Annotated in this window: 11 protein-coding genes and 1 pseudogene; 5 read left to right on the top strand and 7 right to left on the bottom strand. The window is 68.1% G+C overall.

The features are described 5' to 3' along the window. Positions 1–15: 15 nt before the first annotated feature. Positions 16–1,509 (bottom strand): putative 2OG-Fe(II) oxygenase, encoded by a 1,494-nt coding sequence (locus tag CVUC_RS18990; RefSeq protein ID WP_096034016.1) that lies wholly within the window; start codon positions 1,507–1,509, stop codon positions 16–18. Positions 1,510–1,624: 115 nt separating this feature from the next. Between CVUC_RS18990 and CVUC_RS18995 the strand changes: the two genes are divergently transcribed. Next, positions 1,625–2,326: an HAD family hydrolase gene (locus CVUC_RS18995; protein ID WP_164512742.1), complete on the top strand. Its 702-nt coding sequence runs from the start codon at positions 1,625–1,627 to the stop codon at positions 2,324–2,326. A gap of 121 nt (positions 2,327–2,447) precedes the next feature. Here CVUC_RS18995 and CVUC_RS19000 read toward each other — a convergent pair whose 3' ends face one another. Further along, entirely contained in the window at positions 2,448–3,530 is a 1,083-nt protein-coding gene (locus tag CVUC_RS19000; protein ID WP_096034014.1) for an acyltransferase family protein, read from the bottom strand. 14 nt (positions 3,531–3,544) lie between these two features. Here CVUC_RS19000 and CVUC_RS20905 point away from each other — a divergent pair. Then, positions 3,545–3,666, top strand: a pseudogene (locus CVUC_RS20905) (hypothetical protein). A gap of 28 nt (positions 3,667–3,694) precedes the next feature. Here the strand turns inward: CVUC_RS20905 and CVUC_RS19010 are convergent. Both CVUC_RS19010 and manD read right to left on the bottom strand, forming a co-directional pair. Beyond that, complete coding sequence (locus tag CVUC_RS19010; RefSeq protein WP_096034013.1) at positions 3,695–4,444, bottom strand: FadR/GntR family transcriptional regulator; 750 nt, start codon at positions 4,442–4,444, stop codon at positions 3,695–3,697. A 126-nt stretch (positions 4,445–4,570) separates the two neighbouring features. After that, complete coding sequence (gene manD / locus CVUC_RS19015; RefSeq protein ID WP_096034012.1) at positions 4,571–5,782, bottom strand: D-mannonate dehydratase ManD; 1,212 nt, start codon at positions 5,780–5,782, stop codon at positions 4,571–4,573. A 217-nt stretch (positions 5,783–5,999) separates the two neighbouring features. Here manD and CVUC_RS19020 point away from each other — a divergent pair, with 217 nt between their 5' ends. Next, complete coding sequence (locus CVUC_RS19020; protein WP_096034011.1) at positions 6,000–8,135, top strand: alpha-glucuronidase family glycosyl hydrolase; 2,136 nt, start codon at positions 6,000–6,002, stop codon at positions 8,133–8,135. Between the two features lie 410 nt (positions 8,136–8,545). Continuing rightward, complete coding sequence (locus tag CVUC_RS19025) at positions 8,546–10,057, top strand: methyl-accepting chemotaxis protein (protein WP_096034010.1); 1,512 nt, start codon at positions 8,546–8,548, stop codon at positions 10,055–10,057. Between the two features lie 11 nt (positions 10,058–10,068). Here CVUC_RS19025 and CVUC_RS19030 read toward each other — a convergent pair whose 3' ends face one another. After that, a complete protein-coding gene (locus tag CVUC_RS19030) occupies positions 10,069–10,473 on the bottom strand; it encodes a GIY-YIG nuclease family protein (protein WP_096034009.1) in 405 nt (134 codons plus the stop codon). 245 nt (positions 10,474–10,718) lie between these two features. Between CVUC_RS19030 and CVUC_RS19035 the strand changes: the two genes are divergently transcribed. Beyond that, positions 10,719–12,032 (top strand): amidohydrolase, encoded by a 1,314-nt coding sequence (locus tag CVUC_RS19035; protein WP_164468189.1) that lies wholly within the window; start codon positions 10,719–10,721, stop codon positions 12,030–12,032. Between the two features lie 124 nt (positions 12,033–12,156). Here CVUC_RS19035 and CVUC_RS19040 read toward each other — a convergent pair whose 3' ends face one another. Both CVUC_RS19040 and CVUC_RS19045 read right to left on the bottom strand, forming a co-directional pair. Next, positions 12,157–13,668, bottom strand: coding sequence for a tryptophan halogenase family protein (locus tag CVUC_RS19040; RefSeq protein ID WP_096034008.1), 1,512 nt, complete (start codon positions 13,666–13,668; stop codon positions 12,157–12,159). Further along, a complete protein-coding gene (locus tag CVUC_RS19045; RefSeq protein ID WP_096034007.1) occupies positions 13,665–15,194 on the bottom strand; it encodes a tryptophan halogenase family protein in 1,530 nt (509 codons plus the stop codon). The genes CVUC_RS19040 and CVUC_RS19045 overlap by 4 nt, the downstream gene beginning before the upstream one ends. Positions 15,195–15,346 lie beyond the last annotated feature (152 nt).

Below are 15,346 nucleotides of genomic sequence, written 5' to 3' on the forward strand. Positions count from 1 at the left end.
GTGGTTTGGGGCGCCTCAGCGCGGAACGACGTCGAAGGCGATCGTCAGGCGGTGGTCGGCGTCAGTGAACGGCTGGGTGCCGTGCCACAGGCACGAGGGGAACAGGGCCAGGGTTCCGCGCTCGGGCTTGATGAAGTGCTCGGCCTCGAGGGCGGGCTCCGTCAGGCATCCGGGGCGGCCAAAGCGCAGCCAGCCGGCGCGCGTGGTCGCATCGTCGAACCGGCCGGGCAGGTCCAGATAGAAGGCCGACGAGATCCAGCCGCGCGGATGCACGTGGTCGGCGTGGAAGCCCTCGGACCGCAGCCGCACCGACCAGCCGCCCGCAAAGGCGAAGTCCGACGCGCGCCGTCTACGGATCGGATCCTCGCCCGCGCCCATCGCCTCGACATAGCGCGCCACCGCCTTGCGGGCGCAGGCGAAGAAGGCCTGCACCAGCGGATCGCGCGAGCGGTCCAGCGACGGAACCTGACTGCCGCCCCGCAGCGACTGATTCAGCGGGTGGGTCTTCAGGTCGTGCAGTTCCAGCATCCGGTCGCGCAGGGCGTCGAGGAAGGCGTCCAGGCTGTCCCAGCCCTCGGGCGTCTCAAGCTGATCGGTGCGCACCAGGGCGGCGTAGTCTCTGAAAAGATCGCCGTGGGCATCGCCGGTGATCCGCCAGGCGGTGTTGCGCAGCACCAGCGCGTACTGGTCGTCGGGCGCGGCCGCGACCAGGGTCTCGGCCACCTGCGCGGCGGCGTCGGCCTGGCCCGCGGCGAGCAGGGCCTCGCACAAGACGGTCTGGCTCTCTAGCGCCCCTGGCGCCAGGCGGACGGCCTCGCGGGCATGGGCCAGCATCCGGGCGCGGTCGCCCACAGCGCCGGCCGCGCGGGCTGCGGCGATGCGCACCGCCAGATCGCCCGGCGCGCGGGTCAGCGCGTCCTCCAGCGTGGCGTCGGCCCCGGCATGGTCGCCGGCGAAGGTCAGGACATTGCTGCGGATCGTGCGCAGGGTGACGTCGGCCGGATGGCGGGCGATGGCCGCATCCAGCGGCGCCAGCGCCTCGTCGCTGCGGCCCGATCGCATCCAGCGCAGCTGGGCCAGATTCAGGTGGACGGTCGCATCGCTCGGCCGCGCCGCCAGGGCGCGGACGAACGTCGCCTCGGCCTCGTCATAGCGGTGCAGGCCCTGCAGCGCCTTGCCCAGAACCAGCCGCACCTCGGGAACATCCAGGCCAAGGGCGATGGTCTTGCGCGCCGCGCCCTCGGCCTCGTCGTCCAGGGCGAGGTCTCCTAGGGTGGCGGCCAGATTGTACCAGGAAAAGCGGTCGCCGGGGGCGCGGGCCACGGCGCGGCGGTTGAACGCCAGGGCCTCCTCGGTCCGGCCTAGCGCCTTCAACGCCGCAGCATGGGCCATCAACAGGCCGGCCGAGGCCTGGGGCAGGGCGACGGGGCCCGTGGTCAGGCGCAGGGCGTCGGCGGCTCGCCCGTTGTCGATGAGCGTCCAGGCCTGGTTGGTGACGAGATCGGTCATGGCGCGCGGTTGTTTGCTCCCTCTCCAGTCTTTGGCGCTCCCGGCGAGAGACCACAACCGCCAAGGCGCAAATTCCCCGAGGACCGTCCCCTGAGCGCCTGCTATGCCTGTCGCCATGAGCACGATCACGACCGTCGGCGTCGACGCCGACGACACCCTGTGGCACTGCGAGAGCCTGTTCCGCCTGTCCCACGCCCGCTTCCTGGAGCTGTTGTCCGAGCACGGCGACCCCGAGAAGATCGAGGCCCAATTGACGGCCGTCGAGAAGCGCAACCTGCGGGTCTATGGCTACGGGGCCAAGGGCTTCACCCTGTCGATGATCGAGACGGCGCTGGAGGTCACCGACGGCCAGGTCGACACCCGCGTGATCCGCGAGATCCTGGCCGTGGGCCGCGAGATGCTGACCGAGCCGATCGAGCCGCTGCCGGGCGTCGAGAACGCGCTCTCGGCGCTGTCGGACCGCTATCGCCTGATCCTGATCACCAAGGGTGACCTCCTGCACCAGGAGCAGAAGCTGGCCTCGTCGGGCCTGGGCGACTATTTCGTCGCCGTCGAGATCGTGTCCGAAAAGGACGCTGACACCTATCGCCGGGTCTTTGACCGCTACGGCACGGGCGCGGAGCAGGCGGTGATGGCCGGCAACTCGATGCGGTCAGACGTCCTGCCGGCGCTGGACGCGGGCTGCTGGGGCGCCTTGATCCCGTATCCGCTGGTCTGGTCCCACGAGGCCGCCGACGCACCCTTGGGCCATCCGCGCTATGTCGAGCTGGGCAGCATCAGCGAGCTGCCGGCGTGGGTGGATGGGATGGCGCGCTAAAGCGCCCCCTCCGTCACGCGGCTACGCCGCGCGCCACCTCCCCCGCAAGCGGGGCAGGAGGAGGCGGCTTCTTCCTCCCTCGCGAAGCGGGGGAGGTGGCCCGGAGGGCCGGAGGGGGCGCTCAAGCCGCCTTCTTCCCAACCTTCGCCAGCCAGTCCCGCGCCGGGCGTTCGAAGAACACCAGCGACAGATAGGCGATCGGGAACAGGGCCACGACCCAGAACAGCACCCACAGGCGCATCAGGTCGCCGTTCAGGTTCCACATCCCAAGGCCCACCCAGGCCAGCCCCATCTTCAGGGCGATGGGGTGCAGGAGGTAGAGGCTGAACGACAGCTGCGCCCACGGCGCCAGGCGCCGGCTGACCCCGCCGTGCGCGCCCTTGGCGTCGGCGGCCACGCCCAAGAGGCCCACGGCGTAGACGACGAACAGCAGGATCGTCCGTTCGACCCCGGCCCACGACATGATCAGATAGCCGCCCAGCAGCAGCCACATCAGAAGGTTGGGGCGCGGGATCTTGGCCAGCCGGTCGCGCAGCTGGAAGGCGGCCATGCCGATCAGGAAGCCGGGCACGGCGCGCAGCACGCCATAGTCCCAGGTCCATTGGTGGAAGGGCCGGTCGCCGTGCGGCGTCTGCAGCATGATGGCGACCGAGGCCAGGGCCACGCCCAGCGTGATCCACGGCCCGCGCGCGGTCAGCAGGAAGATCAGCGGCAGGGCCAGGTACATCCCCATCTCGGCGCTGATCGCCCAGCTGGCGAAGTTCCAGGTCTGGGACTGGCAGACGCCCCAGGCGTGGACGAAGACGATGTTGGGCACGATGCAGGCCACGTCATAGCGGCGCGGATCGCGGTCCTGCACCCAGCCGGCCGCGCCGGCCGCGGCCACGGCGATGAACACCAGCATGGTGGCCCAGTGCAGCGGCCCGAGCCTGGCCACGCGCTTCTGGATGAAGTCGCGATAGGCCGCAAAGCTGGTCAGCCGCCCGGTATAGATCGCGGCCATCACATAGCCGGAGATGAAGAAGAACAGGTCGACGATCAGGCTGAACGTCTTGATCGTATCGTCCGCCCACTGCCATTGGCCGTCCAGGTTGATGAACCTGTTGAAGTGGAACACCACGATCATCACCGCCCCGACGATGCGCAGGGCGTCCAGGTGCAGCATCTGGTCGGAATCAGGCTGGAGAGGGGGGAGCTTCGGCATGGCGGAGTGGTGGCATGAGACGCCCCCTCCGTCACGCGGCTTTCGCCGCGCGCCACCTCCCCCGTTTCACGGGTGAGGAGGAAGCCGCTCCACCCCTCCTGCCCCGCTTGCGGGGGAGGTGGCGCGGCGCCGATAGGCGGCGTGACGGAGGGGGCGCGATTGCCCTAAATCGCCACCCGCTTCGCCAGGGCGCTGCGGCGGGCGTTGGTTTCTTCCTGGGCGCGTTGGACCGCTTCGGTCTCGGTGGCGTGCAGCAGGTGGTCGATGACGCGTTCCAGGTGGTCGCGCATGGCCTGGCGGGCGGCGGCGGGGTCGCGGGCCTTGAGGGCGTCGACGACGCGGCGGTGCTCGGCGATGCGGGGTTCCAGGCCCATGCCGCGGGCGCGGGCCAGGATGTTGCGGGCCAGCGGCGAGCGGTTGCGCCAGTCCCACAGGGTCTCGATCGTGGCGATGATCGCGCCATTGCCGGTGGCCCGGGCGATGGTCAGGTGGAACTCGCGGTCGGCGTCCTCGCCCCGGATTTCCTCTTCCTCGTGCATGCGGGTCAGCAGGCCTTCCAGCGCCGTGATCTGGTCGTCGGTGATCGAGGTGGCGGCCAGGGCGGCGGCCTCGCCCTCGAACAGGCGACGGGCCTCGATCAGCTCGAAGGCGCCGATCTCGAAGTCGATCTCCGGCGACGGCGCGAGGGGGCGCGCGGTCGCCGTGACATAGATGCCCAGGCCGTGGCGGGCCTCGATCATGCCCAGCATCTCCAGCGCGATCATCGCCTCGCGCAGGGTGGGGCGCGACACGCCGAACTGCTCGGCCAGCTCCCGTTCAGTCGGCAGGCGGTCGCCCAGCCTGTAGCGCCCGGCCTCGATGTCGTCGGCCACGGAGTCGGCGATCTTACGGTAGAGCTTGACGTTGTCAGACATGGCGATCGGGCTTGAGCAGGCGCAGAAACACGCCCCAGGGCGGGGGAAAGCGCCAATCTCTATCACGGCCTACCGCGCCGATGAGCCTCATTTTTCGCGCGCATTGTCGCGGAGGTCAGACCACGCTCACCAGTCGTGCATCGACCCGTCGAGGCGGCGGGCGATCGGCAGATAGGCGCGCTGATAGGGGTACTTCGCCGCCAGGTCCTCGTCGATGTCGACGCCCAGGCCCGGGGCGTCGCCGGGGTGCAGCATGCCGTCCTTGAAGGTGTAGGCGTGGGGGAACACCGCGTCGGTCTCGGGCGTGTGGCGCATGTATTCCTGGACGCCGAAGTTGGGGATCGACAGGTCAAAGTGCAGGGCCGCGCCCATGCAGACCGGCGAAAGATCCGTGGCGCCGTGGCAGCCAGTGCGCACATGGTGCAGGTCGGCGAAGCTGGCCAGCTTCTTCAGGTGGGTGATCCCGCCGGCATGCACGACCGTGGCGCGGATGTAGTCGATCAGTTGCTCCTCGATCAGCTGTTTGCAGTCCCAGATCGAGTTGAAGATCTCGCCGACGGCCAGCGGGGTCGTGGTGTGCTGGCGGATCAGGCGGAAACTGGCCTGGTTCTCGGCCGGGGTGGCGTCCTCCATCCAGAACAGGCGGTAGGGCTCCAGGTCCTTGCCCAGGCGCGCGGCCTCGATCGGGGTCAGGCGGTGGTGGACGTCGTGCAGCAGGTGCAGGTCATCGCCGAGGCGTTCGCGCGCGGCCTCGAACAGGGCGGGGGTGCTGCGCAGATAGCGCTCGGTCGACCAGATCGTCTCCTTGGGCAGGTCGCTGTCGGCCGGCTCATAGAAGAACTTGTCCTTGGAGACGCCATAGGTCCCGCTCATGCCGGGTACGCCGGTCTGCAGGCGGATGGCCTTGTAGCCCTGCTGGGCGTAGACGGCGGCGTTGTCGAGGGTCTCGTCGATCGTCTCGCCATTGGCGTGGCCATAGACCATGACGCCGGCCCGGCAGGCGCCGCCCAGGAGCTGATAGACCGGCAGGCCGGCGATCTTGCCCTTGATGTCCCACAGGGCGGTGTCGACGGCGGCGATGGCGGCCATGGTCACCGGGCCCCGACGCCAGTAGCAGCCGCGATACAGGTACTGCCAGATGTCCTCGATCTGGTGGGCGTCACGGCCGATCAGGCAGGGGATGACGTGCTGGGTCAGATAGGCCTCGACCGCCAGCTCGCGACCGTTCAGCGTGGCGTCGCCCAGGCCGTAGACGCCCTCGTCGGTCATGATCTTCAGGGTGACGAAGTTACGCCCCGGGCAGGTGACGATGGTCTTGGCGGCGATGATCTTGGGCATGGAGGATGCTTCGACCTTGTGCAGAGGCTGGACTGAGCCGGAGGTCAAAAGCCAAAGCCCGCGCCTTGTCGCGCAGCGCTCCAACCGCCTCCCGGTTATCGATGTACCGGTACCATTAGGCTTGTCAACCGGGTGGTCTGACCACTATGACTCGGTGTCCCGACCTTCTTCGGGGCCACACAAGAATGTTCACGTGAACATCGCAAGGGAGTGAACGATGCGTTTTCTAGCGCTGGTCCTGGGGCTGCTGCTGCTGGCCCCCGCCGCGCGGGCCGAGGACGGTTACGACCTGTGGCTCCGCTACAAGCCGGTCGCCGAGAGCGCGCGCGTCGCCTACGCCGCCCGCGCCGCCGCGATCGCGCCGGTCGCCGAAACCCCGACCCTGACCGTGGCCCGCGCCGAACTGGAGCGCGGCCTGACGGGCCTGGTGGGCCAGCCCGCCTCGGCGCCCGCCGGGTCGCGCGACGGCGTAATCCTGCTCGCGTCGGGCGCGACGCCCGCCATCACCGGCCTGGGCCTGCCCCTGAAGACGCTGGGCGAGGAGGGCTATCTGATCCGCACCGTGACGGTCGGCGGCAAGGCCACCACCGTCATCGCCGCCAACCGCGACATCGGCGTGCTCTACGGCGTGTTCCGCTATCTGTCGCTGATCCAGACCGGCCAGTCGGTCGACAAGCTCGACATCACGTCCGTCCCCAAGGTGAAGCTTCGGATGCTCAACCACTGGGATAACCTCGATCGCCATGTCGAGCGTGGCTATTCGGGCCAGTCGATCTTCGACTGGTGGCGGCTGCCCGGCCATGTGGATCCGCGCATGGTCGACTACGCCCGCGCCAACGCCTCGCTCGGCATCAACGGCACGGTGCTGAACAACGTCAACGCCAAGGCCGACAGCCTGACCGCGCCCTTTATCGCCAAGGCCGCGGCGCTCGCCGACACGTTCCGGCCCTATGGGATCAAGGTCTATCTGACCGCGCGCTTTTCTTCGCCGATGGAGATCGGCGGCCTCAAGACCGCCGACCCGCTGGACCCGGCGGTGCGGGCGTTCTGGAAGGCCAAGGCCGACGAGATCTACAAGACCATCCCCGACTTCGGCGGCTTCCTGGTGAAGGCCAATTCCGAAGGCCAGCCCGGTCCGCAGGACTATGGCCGCACCCATGTCGACGGCGCCAACATGCTGGCCGACGCTGTGGGACCTCATGGCGGCGTCGTTTTCTGGCGCGCCTTCGTCTATTCGCACGAGCAGCCCGAGGACCGCGCCAAGCAGGGCTATAACGAGTTCAAGCCGTTCGACGGCCAGTTCCGCGACAACGTGATCATTCAGGTCAAGAACGGCGCGATCGACTTCCAGCCGCGCGAGCCGTTCCACCCGCTGTTCGGGGCCATGCCCAAGACCAACCTCGGCATGGAGTTCCAGATCACCAAGGAATATCTCGGCTTCTCGACCCACCTCGTCTACCTCGGCCCGATGTTCGAGGAGACCCTGGCCTCGGACACTATGGCCAAGGGCAAGGGCTCGACGGTCGCCAAGGTGATCGACGGGTCGCTGGACGGCCGCAAGCTGACCGCCATGGCGGGCGTGGCCAATATCGGCAGCGACCGCAACTGGAGCGGCTCGCAGTTCGACCAGGCCAACTGGTACGTCTTCGGGCGCCTGGCCTGGGACCCGGAGGCGGGCACGCAGGCGATCGCGCAGGACTGGACCAGGATGACCTTCGGCGCTGACCCGCGCCTGGTGACGCCGGTCGTGTCGATGATGATGGGCTCGCGCGAGGCGGCGGTGGACTACATGACGCCGCTGGGCTTGCACCACCAGATGGGCGAGGGGCACCACTATGGCCCCGGTCCCTGGGTCAGCGGCGGTCCGCGCGCCGACTGGACCAGCGTCTACTACGCCAAGGCCAGCGAGACCGGGATCGGTTTTGACCGCACCCCCACCGGCAGCAACGCCACGGCCCAGTACGCGCCGGCCGTCGGCGCCTGCTACGCCGATCTCAAGTGCGTCGACGAGAAGGACCTGCTGTGGTTCCACCACCTGCCCTGGGACTATCGCCTCAAGTCCGGCGACATCCTGTGGGACGGCCTGGTGAAGCATTACGGGCGCGGCGTGGCCTATGTGGACGGCATGGAAAAGACCTGGGCGGGCCTGGCGCCTTATGTCGACGCCCGGCGCCACCGCGAGGTGTCGGACTACCTGAAGATCCAGCGCTTTGAGGCCCAGTGGTGGCGCGACGCCTCGATCGCCTGGTTCGGGAGCTTCTCGCAACGCCCGCTGCCCGCCGGCGAGCCTGCGCCCAATCACACGCTAGAGTACTATAAAGCTTTGGGTTTTCCGTTCGCCCCGGGGATCTGAGCGGCATTTTTTGTTCCGCGAACCATTATAATTCGGGCACAAATCGATCGCTCGGCCGTACCGGTTTCGGGTTTGGGAAAGCGTTGCTCAGCGTCCGGAGGTCTCTGTGCGACAAATTGTCCGTTGCTTCGGCTTTGTGACAAATATCACAGAGTTGAAATGGTCGTGAATCTTTCCAAATAGAATTGATAAATCCAAGGATATATTTCGGATAACTTTGTTACTGCGGCGTGCTTCTTTAATAGATAGCGGAGATTTTAACGCGATTCGCCGCTCTGTTATTGCTTTAGGCGGTATTGTATGCATCGAAATTCATCGTTTCGCGGCATGGTCGTACTTGAGTGCAGGTGCGTTATTGTTGACGTTAATGCTATGTTAGCCGTTTTGCTCGACCTCATTAACCTAATACGTTGCGGGCGCGGCGTGCGAGCGGGGGGCTCGGGGATATGTGGTTCAAAGAGATCGCCCGACGGCGTCGCGCCGAGACGCGCCGCCTGAAGGAACTGGAGAGCCTGGCCAAGGCCATGGAGCGGTCGCAGGCCGTGCTGGAACTGCGGCCCAATGCGACGGTCGTCCGCGCCAACGGCGCGTTCCAGCGCCTGACCGGCTACGCGTCTCCGGAGATTGTCGGGTGCCCCCACAGCCTGTTCCTGGCCGAGGGCGAGACCGACAGCGATGAGTACCGCGAATTCTGGCGCGCGCTGCATCGCGGCGAGCCGATCACCAAGACCACCCAGCTGTTCGGCAAGGAGGGCTCGATCGTTCGCGTCAGGGCCGCCTATAGCCCGGTTCTCGACACGGCCGGCAAGCTCAAGCGCGTCATCCTGTTCGCCACCGATGTCAGCGAGCTGAAGATCGAGGTGGTTCGCCCCGTGATCGCGCCGGGCCGCACCGACGATCAGGATCAGGTGATCACCGTGCTGTCCGAGCAGTTCAAGGCCCTGGCGGCCGGCGACCTTACCGCCCGCGTCGATGTGGTGTTCAGCGAGCGCTATGGCCACGTCCGCGACGAGTTCAACGCGGCGATGACCAAGCTGGGCCAGGTCATGGACGAGATCTCCATGGCGGCTGGCGGGCTGGGCGAGTCTTCGGACGAGGTGGCGCGCGTCTCGCAGCATCTGTCGCGCGGCGCGGGGCGTCAGGCCTTGGATCTGCACGGTGCGCGGGCGGCGCTGCAGAAGGTGGGCGCGGCCGCCGGGCGGGGCGTGGACGGGCTGCGCCGCGTCACCGAAGCCGCCGCCGGCCTGCGCATCGACGCCGCCAGCGCCCGCCGTTCGGTGCGTGAGGCGGTGGGGTCGATCGCGGAGGTCGAGCAGAGCGCCTTGCGCATCAGCCAGGCCGCCGCCCTGTTCGACGAGGTGGCTCAGCAGGCCAATGTCCTGTCCTTGATCGCCGACGTCGAGGGCGCGCGGGGCGGGGAGGGCGCGGGGCCCTTCCAGGCCGTCGTCGCTGACAAGATGCGCGTCCTGGCCGAGCGGGCCTCGGGCGCGGCGCGAGAGATCAAGGGCGTGACGGCCGCCAATTCGGCGCAGGTCTCGCGGTGCGCGCGGCTGATGGACGCCGCCTCGGCCTCGTTCGGCGGCATGGCGTCCAGGATCACCCAGATCGACGGTCTGGTGTCGGGCCTGGCCAAGTCCGCCCAGGAGCAGGCCCATGGCCTGCGCGCCGTCGACGAGGCGGTGGACCGGGCCGACGATATCGCCCAGACCCATGCCGACCAGGTCGACGAGGCCGCGGCGGTCACCGGCCGCTTGATCGAGGAGGCCGAGAGCCTGATCCAGGCCGCCAGTCCTTTCCGCGCCCATGTGGTTTCGCGCCCGGCGTCGCGGCCCGAACCAGCCCGCGCCGGCCATCACGCGCCCGCCGGCAACGCCGTGGCCCGCGCCCACGCCCGCATCGCCGCCTATGCGCGACCCCGCTAGGGGATGCTGTGTCATCCCGGAAAGCGTGTAGCGCTTGTCCGGGACCCAGGGGCGGCAAGCGCGGCGCTCCCGCAGCCCCTGGGTCGCGGCGCTCCGCTTCGCTTCGGCCGGGATGACACGATGGGCCAGTTGTTCAGCGTTTCGTACAGATCGAGCCATTGCGGATTTTCCGCCTCGATCAACTCCAGCTTCCAGGCGCGCCGCCAGCGCTTGATGCGCTTCTCGTAGAGAATGGCGTCGCTGATCTCCGCGAACTCTTGGTACCAGACGAGCTTGGTGACCCCGTACTTGGCGGTGAACCCCTTCGGCGCGCCCTCGCGGTGCTGCCAGACACGCCGCGCGAGATCGCCCGTGACGCCAATGTAGAGCGTGCCGTTCCGTCCGCTCGCGAGGATGTAGACGAAGTAAGAGCGCATCGCGAAAATGTAATCTGAGATTGTATTTCTCGCAATCCTCCCGTGTCATCCCGGCCGCAGCGCGAAGCGCGAAGAGCCGGGACCTAGGGGGTGACGAAACGCCGTGCGGGCCGCCCCTGGGTCCCGGCTCTACCCCCGGCTTTCGCCGGGGTTCGGCCGGGATGACACAGGATATTTCTGTCAGGGGTGGCGGAGGTGGCGAGCATGTGCGTCGATCCTGCGACTCACGAAACCCGAGACCCTCCATGAAGTCCCTGTTCGCCGCCTCGGCTCTCGCCCTGCTGATCGCCACCGCCGCCCAGGCCGGGCCGTTGAACGTGCCCGCCACGCAGAAGGTGATCAGCGCCCAGCTCGACCGCGACTATCCGGCGCTGGAGGCGCTGTACAAGGACATCCACGCCCATCCCGAGCTCGGCTTCCAGGAGGTCGAGACCGCCAAGAAGCTGGCCGCGCAGATGCGGGCCCTGGGCTTCACCGTCACCGAGGGCGTCGGCAAGACCGGCGTGGTGGCGGTGCTCAAGAACGGCGAGGGCCCCAAGGTGCTGATCCGCACCGAGCTGGACGGCCTGCCGATGCAGGAAAAGTCGGGCCTGGCCTGGGCCAGTCAGGCGACCGCCACCTGGAACGGCGAGAAGGTCTTCGTCGCCCATGCCTGCGGCCACGACATCCACATGGCCGCCTGGGTGGGTGCGGCCCGCCAGCTGGTGGCGATGAAGGCCAAATGGAAGGGCACGCTCGTTTTCGTGGCCCAGCCCTCGGAGGAGACGGTTCGCGGGGCCCGCGCCATGCTGGACGACGGTCTGTGGGACAAGATCGGCGGCAAGCCCGACTACGGCTTTGCGCTGCACGTCGGCTCGGGCCCGGCCGGTGAGGTCTATTACAAGGCCGGCGTCCTGACCTCGACCTCGGATGGCCTGGACATCACCTTCAACGGCAGGGGCGGGCACGGCTCGATGCCCTCGGCCACCATCGACCCGGTGCTGATGGCCGCCCGCTTCACCGTCGACGTCCAGAGCGTGATCAGCCGCGAGAAGGACCCTTCGGCGTTCGGCGTGGTGACGGTCGGCTCGATCCAGGCGGGCAGCGCCGGCAACATCATCCCCGACAAGGCCCGGGTGCGCGGCACGATCCGCACCCAGGACAACGCCGTGCGCGAGAAGATCCTCGAGGGGGTGCGCCGCACGGTGAAGGCTGTGACCGACATGGCCGGCGCCCCGCCCGCCGACCTGAAACTGACCGCAGGCGGCAAGATGGTGGTCAATGATGCGGCCCTGACCGATCGCACGGCGGTGGTGTTCAAGGCCGCCTTCGGGGCCCGCGCCGTGGCGCAGGACAAGCCGGGCTCGGCGTCCGAGGACTATTCGGAATTCGTGCTGGCCGGCGTGCCGTCGGTCTATTTCGCCATCGGCGGCTCCGACCCCGCCGAGGTCGCCAAGGCCAAGGCCGAGGGCCGTGAGCTGCCGGTCAACCACTCGCCGTACTTCGCCCCCGTGGCCGAGCCGACGATCCGCACGGGGGTGGAGGCCATGACCCTGGCGGTGCTGAATGTGTTGAAGTGACCCTTCGCCCCTTGCGGGAGAAGGTGTCGCCGGAGGCGACGGATGAGGGGTTTCTCGGCCTCGCCGCGCGACCCCTCACCCGACCCGCTACGCGGGCCACCCTCTCCCGCAAGGGGAGAGGGCCTCACCCCTCCGCCGCACAGTTGTCGCGGATAAAGTCCATATGCCCCGGCATCACCTCGGCGGACTTGGCGATCACGGCCTTGATCTCGGCCATGCGGGCCTTGAACAGGCTCTCGTCCATGCAGTCGACCATCGGGTCGTAGCTCTCCGGATAGATCCCCTGGCCGATGAACACCGCAAACCATGAGGTGTCGTTGAACAGCTCGTCGTTCTCGCGGAACACCCGGCCTGAGCCTTTGAAGAGGTCGATCTTGTCGGCCAGATAGTCCGGGATCGGCATCTCGCGCAGATAGTCCCAATAGGGGGTGTCGTTCCGGGCCGTAGCCTTGAAGTGCAGGATGATGAAGTCGCGGATCTTCTCGTACTCGAACGTCATGGTCCGGTTGTAGCGGTCGATGTCGGCCTGCCGGAAATGGCGGTCGGGGAAGTGGGCCAGAAGGCGCGAGATCCCCACCTGGATCAGATAGATCGACTGGCTTTCCAGCGGCTCCATGAACCCTGCCGACAGGCCGATGGCCACCACATTGCGGTTCCAGCTCTTCTTGCGGCGGCCGGGGGTGAAGCGGATCAGGTTCGGGTCGGCCAGGGGCTCGCCGTCGAGCTGGCTCAAGAGGTCGGCCAGGGCCTCGTCGTCGCTGACATGCCGGCTGGAATAGGCGTAGCCGTTGCCCAGGCGATGCTGCAGCGGGATGCGCCACTGCCAGCCGTGCGGCCGGGCGGTGGCGCGGGTGACGGGCGCCATCGAGCCGCCCAGCGTGCAGGGCATGGCCACGGCCCGGTCGTTCAGCAGCCACTGCGACCAGTCCTCATAGCCGGTCTTCAGGGTTTGCTCGATCAGCAGGCCCCTAAAGCCCGAGCAGTCGATGAAGAGGTCGCCCTCGATGACCTGACCGCTCTCCAGCGTGACCGAGGTGACGTGACCGCTCTGGCCGTCCTGCTGGACCGAGGCGATCTTGCCCTCCTGGCGGGTGACGCCCCGCGCCTCGGAATACTCGCGCAGGAACCTGGCATAGAGCCCGGCGTCGAACTGGAAGGCGTAGGCGATCTGGCCCAGCGGCGAGTTGGCCTGGCCGTTGGGGCGCATGAATTTGCTCTGGCGCGACCCCACCGTCTGCAGGCTGTAGGCGCCCAGATCATCGTCCAGGCCCATGGCCCGGGCCTTCAGCCAATAGGCGTGGAACGACACCCCCTCCATGTCGACGCCGTAGGGGCCGAACGGGTGGTGGTAGGTGTGGCCGATCCTTTGCCAGTCGACGAAGTCGATGCCCAGCTTAAAGGTCGCCTTGGTCTTTCGGACGAAGTCGTTCTCGTCCAGACCCAGCATACGGTTGAAGATGTTGATCTGGGGGATGGTCGACTCGCCGACCCCGACCGTGCCGATGGCCTCGGACTCGACCAGGGTCACCTGGGTGTAGCCGTCCTTGAGGAAGCGCCCCAAGGCGGCGGCGGTCATCCAGCCGGCGGTGCCGCCGCCGACGATGACGACGCGGCGCAGGCGGTGGTCTTGGGTCATGGCTTGAACTCGGGACGAGACGCGTGGGGGGCGGCGCAGTAGCGGGCGATGAACTGCTCGTGGGTCGGCAGGGCCTGCGCCGTCTGGCGGATCAGCCCGGCCAGTCGCGACAGCTGGCTCTTCAGGAAGGCCTCGTCGAAGGCGTCGACCAGCGGATCGTGGCGGCGCGGCGTGATCCCCTGGCCCAGCAGCACTGCGATCCAGCTGGCCTCGGCGAAGAGATCCAGGTCCGAGGGGAACAGGCGGCCCGAGGCGGCGAAGAGGTCGATCTTGCGCTGCAGGCTCTCGGGAATCTCCATCTGGCGGGCGCGCACCCAATAGGGCTCGCTGCGGGCGTTGGCCTTGAAGTGCAGGATGATGAAGTCGCGGATCAGCTCGACCTGCAGGGCGGTCAGGCGGTTGTACTCGGCGATCTCCACGGGGTCGAAGCCCCGGTCGGGGAACAGGGCCAGAAGCTTGGTGATCCCGGCCTGGATCAGGTGGATCGAGGTGCTTTCCAGCGGCTCCAGGAAGCCTGACGACAGGCCGATGGCGACCACGTTCTTGACCCAGGCGGCCTTGCGGCGACCGGCCTGGAAGCGCAGGAAATTGGGCTCGGCCAGCGGCTCGCCGTCCAGGGTGGCGCGCAGGCGGGCCACCGCGTCCTCGTCGCTGATGTCGCGGCTGGAATAGACATAGCCGTTGCCCGTGCGGTGCTGCAGCGGGATGCGCCAGCGCCAGCCGGCCGTATCGGCCGTGGCGCGGGTGTAGGGGGTCAGGCCATCACCGCCGGTGACGCACGGCATGGCCACGGCCCGGTCATTGGGCAGCCAGTGGCTCCAGTCATCATAGCCGGCCTGCAGGGTCTGCTCGATCAAGAGGCCCCTAAAGCCCGAGCAGTCGACGAAGAGGTCGGCCTCCAGCACCCGGCCATCGTCCAGGGTGACGCCGGTGATGAAGCCCGTTTCGCCGTGCTGCTGGACGCCGGCGACCTTGCCCTCGACGCGGGTGACGCCGCGCGGCTCGGCATAGTCGCGCAGGAACTTCGCATAGAGGCCGGCGTCGAAGTGGAAGGCGTATTTCAGGCTCGACAGCACCTGGCCCGGATCCTTCGACGGCGGGGCGAAGCGGTTCAGATGCGCGGCCTGGGCCGACAGGTTGAAGGCGTCGATCGGCGGAGCCCAGCCCTCGTGATGGGCGCGCAGCCACACCTGGTGGAACTTCAGCGCCTCGATATCCAGGCCAAAGCCGCCGAACGGGTGCAGGTAGCGGTGGCCGGGGCCCATCCAGTCGACGAACTCGATGGCCAGCTTGAAGCTGCCCTTGGTGGCCCGCATGAACGCGGCCTCGTCCAGGCCCAGGACCTGGTTGAAGGTGTTGATCGGCGGGATCGTCGCCTCGCCGACGCCGACCGTGCCGATCTGCTCGGACTCCACCAGGGTGACGGTGATGGTCTTGGGCAGGGCTTTGGCCAGGGCGGCCGCCGTCATCCAGCCGGCCGTGCCGCCGCCGACGATCAGGACGCTGCGGATGGGAGCGGGGGTCATGGGGCGGGGCTCATGTCATGTGTGGCCGCGCAGCGCCCCCTCCGTCGTGACGCGTATCCGCGCCCCGCCACCTCCCCCGCGTTGCGGGTGAGGAGGATGGGCGTCCTCCCCCGTGCAACGGGGGAGGTGGATCGGCGCGAAGCGGCGAGACG

Source organism: Caulobacter vibrioides, from assembly GCF_002858865.1.
Lineage (GTDB): Bacteria > Pseudomonadota > Alphaproteobacteria > Caulobacterales > Caulobacteraceae > Caulobacter > Caulobacter vibrioides.

Excerpts from the sequence above, each read along its gene's own strand:
- CVUC_RS18995 (WP_164512742.1), top strand. The coding sequence starts at position 1,625 with ATGAGCACGATCACGACCGTCGGCGTCGACGCCGACGACACCCTGTGG.
- CVUC_RS19010 (WP_096034013.1), bottom strand. The coding sequence starts at position 4,444 with ATGTCTGACAACGTCAAGCTCTACCGTAAGATCGCCGACTCCGTGGCC.
- CVUC_RS19030 (WP_096034009.1), bottom strand. The coding sequence starts at position 10,473 with ATGCGCTCTTACTTCGTCTACATCCTCGCGAGCGGACGGAACGGCACG.
- CVUC_RS19045 (WP_096034007.1), bottom strand. The coding sequence starts at position 15,194 with ATGACCCCCGCTCCCATCCGCAGCGTCCTGATCGTCGGCGGCGGCACG.
- CVUC_RS18990 (WP_096034016.1), bottom strand. The coding sequence starts at position 1,509 with ATGACCGATCTCGTCACCAACCAGGCCTGGACGCTCATCGACAACGGG.
- CVUC_RS19000 (WP_096034014.1), bottom strand. The coding sequence starts at position 3,530 with ATGCCGAAGCTCCCCCCTCTCCAGCCTGATTCCGACCAGATGCTGCAC.
- manD (WP_096034012.1), bottom strand. The coding sequence starts at position 5,782 with ATGCCCAAGATCATCGCCGCCAAGACCATCGTCACCTGCCCGGGGCGT.
- CVUC_RS19040 (WP_096034008.1), bottom strand. The coding sequence starts at position 13,668 with ATGACCCAAGACCACCGCCTGCGCCGCGTCGTCATCGTCGGCGGCGGC.
- CVUC_RS19020 (WP_096034011.1), top strand. The coding sequence starts at position 6,000 with ATGCGTTTTCTAGCGCTGGTCCTGGGGCTGCTGCTGCTGGCCCCCGCC.
- CVUC_RS19035 (WP_164468189.1), top strand. The coding sequence starts at position 10,719 with ATGAAGTCCCTGTTCGCCGCCTCGGCTCTCGCCCTGCTGATCGCCACC.